The 11,658-nt window shown below is 65.8% G+C and carries 11 protein-coding genes and 1 pseudogene; 8 read left to right on the forward strand and 4 right to left on the reverse strand.

What is annotated here, in order from left to right; translation table 11 throughout:
* The first annotated feature begins 9 nt into the window (after positions 1-9).
* Positions 10-204, forward strand: a complete 195-nt coding sequence (locus ACP7AB_RS10725; RefSeq protein ID WP_425990795.1) for a peptidoglycan-binding protein — start codon at positions 10-12, stop codon at positions 202-204.
* On the opposite strand, the gene trpE is transcribed toward ACP7AB_RS10725, so the two are convergent.
* On the reverse strand, positions 201-1,733 hold the full coding sequence (gene trpE / locus ACP7AB_RS10730) for an anthranilate synthase component I (protein WP_425990793.1): 1,533 nt from the start codon (positions 1,731-1,733) through the stop codon (positions 201-203). The two genes, ACP7AB_RS10725 and trpE, sit on opposite strands and share 4 nt — an antisense overlap.
* Positions 1,730-3,652, reverse strand: a complete 1,923-nt coding sequence (locus ACP7AB_RS10735) for a peptidyl-prolyl cis-trans isomerase (protein ID WP_425990791.1) — start codon at positions 3,650-3,652, stop codon at positions 1,730-1,732. The genes trpE and ACP7AB_RS10735 overlap by 4 nt, the downstream gene beginning before the upstream one ends.
* Before the next feature lie 92 nt (positions 3,653-3,744).
* Here ACP7AB_RS10735 and tpiA point away from each other — a divergent pair, with 92 nt between their 5' ends.
* From tpiA to ACP7AB_RS10770, 7 genes are all read left to right on the forward strand, one after another.
* Entirely contained in the window at positions 3,745-4,566 is an 822-nt protein-coding gene (tpiA, locus tag ACP7AB_RS10740; protein ID WP_425990789.1) for a triose-phosphate isomerase, read from the forward strand.
* Positions 4,567-4,615: 49 nt separating this feature from the next.
* The gene (secG, locus tag ACP7AB_RS10745) at positions 4,616-5,029 is read left to right on the forward strand and encodes a preprotein translocase subunit SecG (protein WP_425990787.1); all 414 of its coding nucleotides are present in this window, start codon (positions 4,616-4,618) and stop codon (positions 5,027-5,029) included.
* Between the two features lie 177 nt (positions 5,030-5,206).
* The gene (locus tag ACP7AB_RS10750) at positions 5,207-6,856 is read left to right on the forward strand and encodes a CTP synthase (protein ID WP_425990785.1); all 1,650 of its coding nucleotides are present in this window, start codon (positions 5,207-5,209) and stop codon (positions 6,854-6,856) included.
* Between the two features lie 242 nt (positions 6,857-7,098).
* Positions 7,099-8,379: a tyrosine-type recombinase/integrase gene (locus ACP7AB_RS10755; protein WP_425990783.1), complete on the forward strand. Its 1,281-nt coding sequence runs from the start codon at positions 7,099-7,101 to the stop codon at positions 8,377-8,379.
* Positions 8,380-8,459: 80 nt separating this feature from the next.
* Positions 8,460-9,101 carry a hypothetical protein gene (locus tag ACP7AB_RS10760; RefSeq protein WP_425990781.1) on the forward strand — a complete coding sequence of 214 codons (642 nt, stop codon included), beginning with the start codon at positions 8,460-8,462 and terminating at the stop codon, positions 9,099-9,101.
* Between the two features lie 17 nt (positions 9,102-9,118).
* On the forward strand, positions 9,119-10,126 hold the full coding sequence (locus tag ACP7AB_RS10765; RefSeq protein ID WP_425990779.1) for a hypothetical protein: 1,008 nt from the start codon (positions 9,119-9,121) through the stop codon (positions 10,124-10,126).
* A gap of 168 nt (positions 10,127-10,294) precedes the next feature.
* Positions 10,295-10,552: a helix-turn-helix transcriptional regulator gene (locus ACP7AB_RS10770; protein ID WP_425990777.1), complete on the forward strand. Its 258-nt coding sequence runs from the start codon at positions 10,295-10,297 to the stop codon at positions 10,550-10,552.
* A gap of 211 nt (positions 10,553-10,763) precedes the next feature.
* Here the strand turns inward: ACP7AB_RS10770 and ACP7AB_RS10775 are convergent, their stop codons facing one another.
* Positions 10,764-11,066 (reverse strand): hypothetical protein, encoded by a 303-nt coding sequence (locus tag ACP7AB_RS10775; RefSeq protein WP_426046141.1) that lies wholly within the window; start codon positions 11,064-11,066, stop codon positions 10,764-10,766.
* A 488-nt stretch (positions 11,067-11,554) separates the two neighbouring features.
* Positions 11,555-11,658, reverse strand: a pseudogene (locus tag ACP7AB_RS10780) (IS5/IS1182 family transposase); the annotation flags it as partial.

Consider the following 11,658-nt stretch of genomic DNA (forward strand, 5'->3'; position numbering starts at 1 on the left):
TTCGATTCCATGCGCGAGACCCAGGTCCAGATTGACGCCGCCCGCGTGGCGCTGAGCGAGCCCGAGGCGCGCAATGGCGTGATGGGGACCCTGGCCGCCGCCAGTCTGGCCGCCTGTGCGGCCGTGCTGCTGGCCGGGGTGATGGTCCTGGGGCCGGGCGTCGCGATCGAGGATGGGCCACGCTCGGCGAGCCAGACCTTCTAGATTTCGCCTGGCGTGTTCAACGGCGCGCCCAGTTCGAAGCGCCAGGCGTCTTCGGCGGCGCGCATGGGGGCGCGGGCCTTGGCCTCGGTCTCGGCGTATTCGGCGGCGGGATCACTGTCATTGACGACGCCGGCCCCGGCCTGAACGAAGACCTGGCCGTCGGTGAACATGGCGGTGCGCAGGACGATGCAGATGTCCGCCTCTCCGCCCGCCGAGATATAGCCCACGCCGCCGCCATAGCCGACGCCGCGCTTCTCGGTCTCCAGCTCGTCAATGATCTCCATGGCCCGGACCTTGGGCGCGCCGGACAGGGTGCCGGCGGGCAGGGCCGCAAGGAGGGCGTCGACCGCGTCGATGTCGGGGTGGGCCCGGCCCTCGACGTTGGAGACGATGTGCATGACCTGGCTGTAGCGTTCGACCACGAAGCTCTCGGTCACCTTGACCGTGCCCGGCGCGGCGACGCGGCCCACGTCGTTGCGACCCAGGTCCAGCAGCATCAGGTGCTCGGCGCGCTCCTTGGGATCGGCCAGCAGTTCGGCCTCCAGCGCCTTGTCGGCCTCCGGCGTCGCGCCGCGCGGGCGGGTGCCGGCCAGCGGACGGATGGTGATGCCGCCGTCCTTCAGGCGGACCAGGATCTCCGGGCTGGAACCGGCCAGCTGGAAGTCGTCGAAGTTGAGGAAATACAGATAGGGTGACGGGTTCTGGCGGCGCAGCGAGCGGTAGAAGGCGAACGGATCGCCCCACCACGGCGCGCGGAACCGGTGGCTGAGGACCACCTGGAAGATGTCGCCGGCAACGATATAGCCCTTGGCCGCCGCGACCAGATCGCCATAGGCGGCGGCATCGACCGGGGACTTGAAGGCGAGGGTTGCGGCGGGCTCGGCGGCGCCCCGGGCGACCAGGGGACGGTGCAGGCGAACCTCGAAATCGTTCAGCCGGGCTTCGGCCGCATCGACCGCGGCGGCGGGGTCCGACGCGCCGGGCCAGATCGGGGCCATGACGACGATCTCGTGCTTCACCGAATCGAACACGGCCACGACCGACGGCCGGGTCAGCACGGCGTCGGGCAGGTCGAGCGGATCGGGATTGGGCGCGCCGAGCGGCTCCAGCAGGCGGACCATGTCGTAGCCGAAGACGCCGAACAGACCGGCGGCCATGGGCGGCAGGCCGTCGGGCAGGGCGAACCGGGTCTCGGCAATCAGGGCCCGCAGGCTGTCGAGCGCGCCGCCGTCCTGGGTCGAATAGCGTTTGGCGGCGACATCGGGACCACGTGCGATCGAGGCGACGCCGTCGCGGCAGCGCCAGACCACGTCGGGCTCCAGGGTGATGATCGAATAGCGGCCGTTCAAGGCACCGCCCTCGACCGATTCCAGCAGGAAGGCGTGCGGACGGCCCCAGCCTACCTTCAGATAGGCCGAGACCGGGGTCTCCAGATCATCGACGATCCGGCGCACGACGACCTGGGGTCGGCCCTGCGTCAGTCCCGCAAGAATGTCCGCACGGTCGGGGTCCGCGCCGCCTTGCCTCATTGAGCGGGGGCGGCGGGGGTTGCGCCGGCGGCCGGAGGCGTCACGCCCAGGGCCTCGATGGCGCGGGCGGGATCGTTCTCGGCCTTGGCGGCGCGGGCGGCGGCGGCGACCAGAGCCTCGCCGGCGCCGTTGATCAGCTCCTGGGCCAGGCGGGGACGGATCTGGTCGGCGATCGGCGCGGCGAGGGCGGCCGTAGGTGCGCGAACCGCATCCACGCGGCCGACGACGAAGGCGGTCTCCGAAGCCGGGCCGGTGAAGACCTGGCCGCGACCCTGTCCGAACAGGCCGCCCAGCACGCCGTCGCCGAGTGAGGCCTGCGATGCCGCATTCTGCTGAACGCCGGCGCGGGTAGTCAGGGTGGCGCCGGCCGCAGTCGCGACGGCCGCGATGTCCTCGCCGCCGCGCACGCGGGCGGCCAGTTCCTCGGCCTTGCTGGTCAGGCGACGGGCGTTCTCGCGCATGATCCACTGCTGGGCCAGCGGTTCGCGCACGTCGGCGAGCGCCGGCAGGGCGGCGGGCTGGATGTCGTCGAGCCGCAGGACGAAATACTGTCCCTGGCCGGCGTCGATCACGTCCGACTCTGCGCCTTCGGTCAGGGTGTAGGCGTTCTGGGTGATCTGCGGCGGGGCGTTCATCGGCTGACCGTCAGGCAGGCGACCGTCCTGGGTGAAGGGCGGCAGTTGCACGATGCGAGCGCCGACTTCGCGCACGGCGTCAGCCAGCGGCTTGCCGTCGGTGCGAGCCTTCTCATAGGCCTCCACGCGGCTGAAGATGCGGGCCTTGGCGTCCTCTTGCTGCAGTTCGGTGACGATCGCCTCGCGGACGCCTTCCAGCGTCGCGGGAGCGCCGGGGGCGATGGAGACCAGCTTCGCTACGGTAAATCCGACGCGTCCCTGGATCGGGGCCGAGACCTGACCGGTCGTCAGGCCGAAGACGGCGGTTCCGACGGCGGGGTCCGGCACGGCGCTCTGCGGCTGGGCGGCGTATTCGGCGGGCTGGATGCGGTTGGCCTCGGCCACGGCCGTCGGCGACTGGCCGGCGCGCAGGGCGGCCGCAATCCGGTCGGCGGCGGCGCGGTCGGGCGCGGTCAGGGTGGTGAAGGTGCGGCGTTCCGGGGTCGACAGCCCGTCCTTGCGGAAGTTGAACCGCTCGACGATGCGGGCCTCGGGAAGGGCAGGAGCGGCGGCGCCGGCGGCATCGTTGAACAGGACGACCGAGGCGATGCGGAATTCGGGGCGACGCAGCTGGGCGGCGTTCTCGCTCATGAAGGCCGTCAGCTGGGCGTCGGTGGGGGCGCCGGCGGTCCCGGCCATGGCCTGGGTCACGTTGAACCAGCGGCCGTCACGCAGTTCCAGCGCGCGACCGGCTATCAGGGCGCCGAAGATGCGGGGCGAACGGATGCCGGCCTGGACGGCGCTGCCGAAATGTTCGGTCACGGCGGTGTCGCGGAACTCTTCCTCCAGCTGGACGGGCGTGTAGTTCTGCTGCGCCAGGGTCTGTTCGTACTGGGCCTGATCGAACTGGCCGGTGACCTGATTGAAGAAGGCGGGGATCTCGCGGATGCGCTTGATGATCAGCGACTCGTCCGGGCGGATGCCGACCCGGCGCGCCCATTCCAGGAAGCCGAGGCGCTGGGTCTGGCCTTCCAGATAGCGGACGTGGACGTTGGCTGTGACCAGGTCCTCAAGCGTCAGGGGGCGTCCTTCCTGTTCGGAGGCATTGGTGCGGATCCGCTCGAAGTCAGCCCGGAACTGCGCAGCGTCCACAGAGCGTTCGCCGGCGGAAATGACATGCTGGGCGCCCAGGCCCCTGAACACGTCGGTCTGCGATCCGCCGACGACGGCGAAGCTGATGATCAGCAGGGCGAACAGGGCGATGGCCCATTTGGACTTGGCGAAGTCGCGGAACACGGAAATCATCGAGAGGGCCTGACGGTCGGACGGCGAAGAGCGCCAACGGGCCGTATAGGGGAGGGGGCCGTCACCCCGCAAGCGCTCGACGCGCCCGAGACTTGGCAGCAGGCGAGACGGCGCCTAGACAGGGGCGCATGAAACAATCCGTGAAGATGATCGTCGGCAATTGGAAGATGAACGGCCTCGGCGCCGATCTGGCGACGACGGTTGCTGACCTGCTGCATGACGTCCACCTCGAGCCGCAGCAATGCCGCGTCGGCATCTGTCCCCCGGCCACCCTGATCGATCGGCTGGCTCGCGATGTTCGCACCAGCCACATCGAAGTCGGCGGCCAGGATTGCAGGGTCGAGGCGAAGGGCGCCTTCACGGGCGGCGTGTCGGCCGAGATGCTGGCCGACGCCGGGGCGACACTGGTGATCCTCGGCCACTCCGAGCGTCGTCAGGAGTTCGGCGAGAGCGACGCCCTGGTCTCCGACAAGGTCGGCGCCGCCCTGCGGGCCGGGCTGACGCCGATCATCTGCGTCGGCGAGACCCTGGCGCAGCGGGAGGCCGGTGAGGCGGCGTCGGTCGTGCACGGCCAGATTCTCGGCTCGCTCAATGACGATCTGGCCGGTCAGGACTGGGCCCTGGCCTATGAACCGGTCTGGGCCATCGGCACCGGTCTGACGCCGACGCTGGAACAGATCGCTGAAATTCACGCCGCTGCGCGGGCCGCGATGGTCGAACGGCTGGGCGATGGCGGGCGAGCCGCGCCGATTCTCTATGGCGGCTCGGTCAATCCGGGGAACGCCCGCGACATCCTGGCGGTGGACGAGGTCGGCGGCGCCCTGGTCGGCGGCGCCTCGCTGAAGGCGGCCGATTTCCTCGCGATCATTCGAGCGGCCGAACCGGCCGTCGTTGCCGCCGACGGACAAGGATGATAGACGCCGCCGCTTGATCGGCGGTCGTCCGCCACACATGTAAGCCGCCATGCTCCAGACCATTCTCCTCGTCGCCATGATCATCATCTCGATCGCCCTGTCCGGGGTGATCCTGCTGCAGCGCTCCGAAGGCGGCGCCCTGGGCATGGGCGGCGGGCCTTCGGGCTTCATGACCGCGCGTGGCGCGGGCAACCTCCTGACCACCACGACCTGGTGGCTGGGCGCTCTCTTCGTGATCTGCGCCATCAGCCTGACCATCGTCGGCAATATGGAACGGGCCAGCCGTTCGGTCGTCGACGCCGACGCCGTCGGTTCCATCGCACTGGACACGGCTCCGGCCGCCGGACAGCAGACCGCTCCGGCCGAAACGGCGCCCGCCGCCCCGGCCGCGCCGTCCCTCGACGATCTGGAAGCCAGCCTGCCGACGGCCGGCAGCGCCCCGGCCCCCGCGCCGGCTCAATAAGGTGACGGCGGGGACAACCTCCGCCGCTTCTCCCGCCACCAACACCTCCGCTCCGGCCCTGCGCCGGGGCGGAGTTTTGTTTTCAACAGGTGGATCGCATGCCGATCCGCGACTTTTCAGCAAGACGGATCGCGGAGCGGTCCTTCGGCGCCCGAATCAGGGCTAAGGTGATCCCCCGTGGCTAGATATGTATTCATCACGGGCGGCGTGGTTTCCTCGCTGGGCAAGGGGCTGGCGTCGGCGGCTCTTGGCGCATTGCTTCAGGCGCGCGGCTATAAGGTCCGCCTGCGCAAGCTCGACCCCTATCTGAACGTCGATCCGGGCACGATGAGCCCCTATCAGCACGGCGAGGTCTTCGTGACCGACGACGGGGCCGAGACCGACCTCGACCTCGGCCACTACGAGCGGTTCACCGGCGTCTCGGCGGCGCGGTCCGACAACGTCACGACCGGCCGCATCTATTCGACCATCCTGGAGAAGGAGCGGCGCGGGGATTATCTGGGCGCGACCGTGCAGGTGATCCCGCACGTCACCGACCAGATCAAATCCTTCTGCCTGACGCCGGCCTTCACGGACGAGGGCGAGGACGTCGACTTCGTCCTCGTGGAGATCGGCGGCACGGTCGGCGACATTGAGGGCCTGCCGTTCTTCGAGGCGATCCGACAACTGGGCCAGGACCTGCCGCGCGGCCAGTCCTGCTTCGTCCACCTGACCCTGCTGCCCTTCATCAAGACCGCCGGCGAGATGAAGACCAAGCCGACCCAGCACTCGGTCAAGGAGCTGCGCTCGATCGGCATCCAGCCCGACATCCTGCTGTGCCGCTGTGAATTCCCGATCCCCGAGGAAGAGAAGCGCAAGATCGGCCTGTTCTGCAACGTGCGGCCCTCCGGCGTCATCCAGGCGATGGATTCCGAGGACATCTATGCGGTGCCGCTCGACTATCACCGCGAAGGCCTGGACGCCGAGGTTCTGGCGCATTTCGGCATCACGGACGCGCCCGAGCCGGACATGTCGAGCTGGAACGAGATCGTGCGCCGGCGTCTGCAGCCCGACGGCGAGGTCACGGTGGCCGTGGTCGGCAAGTACACGGTCCTGAAGGACGCCTACAAATCCCTGATCGAGGCCCTGCATCACGGCGGCGTCGCCAATCAGGTCAAGGTCAACATCGACTGGGTCGAGGCGGACACCTTCGAGGGCGACCGCGAACTGTGCGAACAGCGGCTCCAGGGCGCGCATGCCGTCCTGGTGCCCGGCGGCTTCGGCGAGCGCGGGGCCGAGGGCAAGATCGAGGCGGCCCGCTTCGCCCGCGAGCGCAACATTCCCTATTTCGGCATCTGTTTCGGCATGCAGATGGCCGTGATCGAGGCGGCCCGGAACCAGGCCGGCCATCCCAAGGCCTCCTCGACCGAGTTCGGCCCGACCGAGGAGCCCGTCATCGGCCTGATGACCGAATGGACCCAGGGCAATCAGCGGGTGCTGCGAACCCAGGGCGGCGACCTGGGCGGCACCATGCGGCTGGGCGCCTATGAGTCGACCCTCGCCCCCGGATCGAGGATCGCGGAGATCTACGGCACGACCTCGATCAGCGAGCGACACCGCCACCGCTACGAGGTCAACATCAACTATCGCGAGGCCATCGAGGCCAAGGGCCTGATCTTCGCCGGCCTGTCGCCCGACGGCATCCTGCCCGAGACGGTCGAGCGCACCGACCACCCCTGGTTCATCGGCGTCCAGTATCACCCCGAACTGAAGAGCCGGCCGTTCAAGCCGCATCCGCTGTTCGCCAGCTTCATCGAGGCGGCCATGGTGCAGAGCCGGCTGGTCTAGCCCGTTCGGCGGCCGGCCTGAGACCGCCAGCGGCGTGGCGGAAGCGGTGGGATTCGAACCCACGGACGGCTCTCACCGTCGCTGGTTTTCAAGTTTGCGTGTCCTGAGCTTTACGCAGCTTTGAGCAGCCTGTCGCAGCTTTATTACTATCAGAAAATCAATGCATTAGGCCGGATCGTAGTTTTATGGAGCTTCTCGTAGCTGTGCTTGCACGGCGTATGAAACGCTTATGAGGACGCTCCATGACCACCGCCCCAAACCGCGCCAAGCTCACGAAAAGCTACGTCGATAGGATATGTCCCGGCCCGAAGGATGAGTTCCACTGGGACGCTGAGGTGAAAGGCTTCGGTCTTAGGGTCACGCCCCGAGGCAAGGTCACGTTCATCGTGCAGGGGAGGGTGGACGGCAGTGAAGGGGCGATCCGCATCACTATCGGGGCATACGGCGTTTTCACCGTCGATGAGGCGCGTGACGACGCCCGCGAACACTTGCGGTCCATGCGCCGGGGTATTGACCCACGGGACTCTCGGAAGGCTGACGAAGCGATGAGGGTCACGCTTCAGGACGTCTGCGATGCCTATGTCGCCCGCCCCGGAAAACTGAAGGAGACGAGCAAGCACGCCATCAATCGCCACGTGACGATGACGTTCGCAGCCTGGAAGGATCGGCCCATCATCGCGATCACGGAGGACGACTGCCGCAAACGCTACCGCGAGATGTTGACCAAAGGCCTGCGCGGCAATGGACCTGCACCAGGGCAGGCCAACCAAGGCTTCTCGGTGCTGGGTGCGCTGATCAACTACGCGGGTCGCCAGTACCGCCGCGCCGACGGGTCGCCGCTGATCACGCGCAACCCTGTCGCTGCCCTCAAGGACGACAAGGTTCGCCTCAAGCCGCGCACCAGCCGCATCCTCGATCCCAAGGTCGGCGCTTGCTGGCTGGCCCTTTCGCAATGGGCTGCTGCCGCCCACAACCGCGACACAGCGTCGAGTATCGACCTCGTGCGATTTCTTATGCTGACGGGCCTCCGGATCAGTGAGGCGTCGGAGCTGACGTGGGATCGGGTCAACTTGGAAGAGGCGTCGTTCCACCTACCGAATCCGAAAAACGGGCATGCCGTGACAATGCCCCTCTCGACTCAGGCGTCGGCCCTACTGGCGGCTCGACAACGGGTTGAAGGGAACCCGTTCGTGTTCCCGTCATGGGGAGCGGCGGGGCACATCGTCAGCCCTCGTGACACCATGACAAAGCTCAGCGGCGTCGCTGGATGCAAGATCACTCCGCACGACCTGAGACGCACCTTTACGAACATCGCTCTGCGCGTCTGCCGCATCGAGAAGTTTCGGACAGACCTGCTCACAAACCACATCACCCGTGACGTGACTGCGGAGCACTACTTCGACACGACAAACCTCCAATGGTTGAAGCCCGAGGCCGACAAGATTGGTAAGTGGGTCGAGCATGAAGCTGCTGCTGCGGCCGCCAGAGCGGTAGGGCAAAACGTGATCGCAATGGCGGCGTAAAAACGCACAACGATGAGTTGGACCCCGCGCGAGGCCTGTCGTACACCCAAGGTTCGGTGAACTTGAGTTGGGGAAACGTTATGCGGATGATTCAGAGGGGCGCGATTGCTGCTCTCGCCCTATTTAGCGCTGCTGTTGGTGGCTGCGCGACAACGCCCGGCTCTACCACGCGCTGGCAGGTCATCCGATCCAGCGACCCGATCACGGGCATTTCTAGCTGTGTTGTAGCCGCGCCGGATCAAGTAGGAGGCTTCAACTTTACCCGGTCGTTGGTGCTCTATCCAATCGTAGAGCAGAACAGTGAACGGGGCCTCTTGGTCGGTGTGAGTTCGGGCGGGCAATACCGTGTTCCAGTCGGTCAGGTGCTTTGGCGTGTAGACGACCAGCCGTTCCGCGAGATCGGCCGCAGCGTTACGGACATGGCGTCTGCGTTCGCCACTCCGGGCCGCTCGCCCGCCGACATTGCCCGCATGCAGCAGGAGATGATTGAGACTGCCACAGCATCCAGCACTGTCGCTGACGGCAGCGAGGCGGCTGAGATGCTGCAAGAAATGCGCGAGGGTCGGACGCTCTTGTTCCGGCAGAAACAGGCCGCGGCGTCATATGGCCTCCCGGGAGCGGGGGCGTCAGCAGTTGGTCAGATCAACGGTGATGGTTCACGAGAGGCCATTCCGCTTGATGGATCGTTTGCAGCGGGTTTGGTGGCTTGCGGCATCGAGTAAGCCAGTATGCTGGTACTATGTTTGACCATCCAGATATTGCAGTCCTCGGCATCGCTGATGTGCCTCTAGACCGAGACATCTTCCTCATGGATGAGGTCTGGATGGAAGCCTATGCGGTCGCCCTCAAGTCCTGTTTGGCCGGTGGCGACTTCGAGAATGTCGGGCGCATCAGCTACGCGTCGGCGCACGCAGCTTCGGCTTCTGGTGTCGAGCTATCTTGGTACCCGAACATCAACACGCGTTTTCATGAAATGCGAGTTCACCTTCCCGCCGATGCATTTGTGACTTGCGTCCACTGCTGGGACATCGACGAGAAGCCCCACATTTTCGTTAGAAGCGACTGGCTGACCGCTCTGCATATGCGCTCCCATTCAGCTTTCGCGATGGTCGATGCCAACGGAGTGAAGGCTGCTCTTGCCGCTGGCACAATTACGCCCGACCGGGTGACAGACCTGACGGCAAGGATCGACGCCATCGCTGCTGCCAACCCAACTTTGGCCTTCGTGTCGTTCGCGGACAGTGTGATTGTCAAAGCTGGCTGGTCTGTTGGTACCTGGGACTCAGACGTCAACTACACCTACGAGCCGGAGCAGATTCTACGCGTCCTCCCGCTAATTGATCAGGCCTATCGCGATGTTCTTGGTCTGGACACCTACGCAATGGTCACTCAGGGGCTGAACCCATTTCACGACCACCTGAAGCACCTATCCGCGAGCGGCAACCACTTCTCATTGAACAGCCTCGGATTGCCGTTCGCCCAGCTGCAAGACATGGAGAGGCAAGCGCGGAAGGCGATCCGAGCCGGCGAACATGGCCGGGCCCAACTGTACCTCGACAAGGATTTCTTCAACTCGCTCAAGTGGCGGTACGAGTTTGAGAAACATAAAGAGCCGCGAAATACGTACGCCGCCCCAATGGCACAAGCTCCATGCACATACGTGATGATGAGCTTTCAGCGCCTCTTCGAGAATCTAGAGCCTGACGAACCAACGCCGGAAGCAGCGCTCGCTGGGGAAGCAAAATAAAGCATTGCGGACCTTTCCCCGAGGCGCATAAAGTTACTGCACTTCGCCTTACCGGGCCGTGCGTGATGCTCCTCGCTGCTTTGGCAGTCGGCCCGGTTTTCGAGAAGCGCCCATGGTGGCGCGGCGGACCTCAGGCGCTGGGAAACCGGCGACCAGATGGGTCGCAACATGAAACTTCTAACCAATCAGCAGACCGCCGACATGCTCGGCGTCAAAGGGAACACGCTGGAAATCTGGCGTCTCCACGGAAAGGGTCCGCGCTTCCGCAAGCTGGGAGCCGGAAAACAAGCACCGGTTCGCTACGCCGAGGAAGACGTGGTCGCGTGGCTGGACGAGCAGTCGTTCGCCAGCACAAGCGCTTGCAGCGCGGCCGCCAGAACCCACACCAAATCCCATAGCTGCGCGCCCGACCGAGCATCCGCTTGATGCTGCGGACCTTGTGCGACGCGCGCTGGACGCGGCACGCCAACCGTACGCCCGGTCACCAAAACAGCCGGGGGACCTTCCCGGCTGTTCTCAGGCTTGCGACGGCGGCTACCGGCTTGGCCCCTTTCGAACAGAGACACCAATGACCGACCACAGCGTAGGACAGGCCGTCCCGAGCCTGCAACCACCCCCACAGGCGGCACAGCCGCCGCTACAGCCGGAGGCCGCCGGTGCCGAAGGGTACACCGCCGCCGATGACTGGGAGCGGCTGCCGCTGGAGATGCGGCGAAGACCACAGTGGTGTCTCGGCGGACCGAATAAACAGCCGCTCGATGCCGCTGGCGGTCCAGCCAAGGTCAATGATCCAGAGACTTGGACGGACTTTGAGGCGGTCACGGCTGCTGCCCGGCGAACGGGCAGAGCCATCGGGTATGTTATCACCGCTGACGACGGCCTGACCTGCGTCGATCTCGATGTGAAAGACGATGCTTCTCCTGAGGTCATCGCGCGTCACGCCGCGATCATCGAAACCTTAGACAGCTATACGGAGCGATCCCTATCCGGGCGCGGCTGGCATGTTTGGGTCTATGGGGAGACTGGTGCGGGTCGGCGGCGGGATTCCGTGGAGGTGTACAGCCAAAATCGCTTCATAATCTGCACAGGCGACGTCTACCGAGATCGGCCAATCGTCGCCCGTCAGACCGAACTGTCCAACATGCTGGCTCAGATGCCGCAGTCGTCGGCCGTTCCTGTCGCACTGGTCGGTGACGATTGCGTGGACTGGAGCGCGGCTGCCCACGCTGCGGCTGATACAGGCGAGCTGGGCCGGCTGTTTCGCGGTGATTGGACCGGACGGTATGAGTCTCAATCTGAGGCCGATCTGGCCCTCGTGAAGCTGCTGGTGCCCCTAACTCTGTCTGAAATGGAGTGCTGGAACACCTTCCGACAGTCGAAGCTGGGCCAGAGGCCTAAGAGTCTGACTCATAATGATTCTGATGGATATCAGGCTCTTGCCAGTCTGCGGGTGAGCAGGCGGATATGGGCGACGAAGACCCAGGCGGTGGCCGAGGCGATGGTGGCCTCGAAGTCCTTGGCCAGCCGGCGGC

This window comes from Brevundimonas sp. TWP3-1-2b1 (genome assembly GCF_049896165.1).
Classification (GTDB): domain Bacteria; phylum Pseudomonadota; class Alphaproteobacteria; order Caulobacterales; family Caulobacteraceae; genus Brevundimonas; species Brevundimonas subvibrioides_B.

Bases quoted from the DNA above. Each gene is read 5' to 3' on its own strand.
- ACP7AB_RS10725 (WP_425990795.1), top strand. From the start codon at position 10: ATGCGCGAGACCCAGGTCCAGATTGACGCCGCCCGCGTGGCGCTGAGC.
- trpE (WP_425990793.1), bottom strand. From the start codon at position 1,733: ATGAGGCAAGGCGGCGCGGACCCCGACCGTGCGGACATTCTTGCGGGA.
- ACP7AB_RS10735 (WP_425990791.1), bottom strand. From the start codon at position 3,652: ATGATTTCCGTGTTCCGCGACTTCGCCAAGTCCAAATGGGCCATCGCC.
- secG (WP_425990787.1), top strand. From the start codon at position 4,616: ATGCTCCAGACCATTCTCCTCGTCGCCATGATCATCATCTCGATCGCC.
- ACP7AB_RS10755 (WP_425990783.1), top strand. From the start codon at position 7,099: ATGACCACCGCCCCAAACCGCGCCAAGCTCACGAAAAGCTACGTCGAT.
- ACP7AB_RS10760 (WP_425990781.1), top strand. From the start codon at position 8,460: ATGCGGATGATTCAGAGGGGCGCGATTGCTGCTCTCGCCCTATTTAGC.
- ACP7AB_RS10765 (WP_425990779.1), top strand. From the start codon at position 9,119: ATGTTTGACCATCCAGATATTGCAGTCCTCGGCATCGCTGATGTGCCT.
- ACP7AB_RS10770 (WP_425990777.1), top strand. From the start codon at position 10,295: ATGAAACTTCTAACCAATCAGCAGACCGCCGACATGCTCGGCGTCAAA.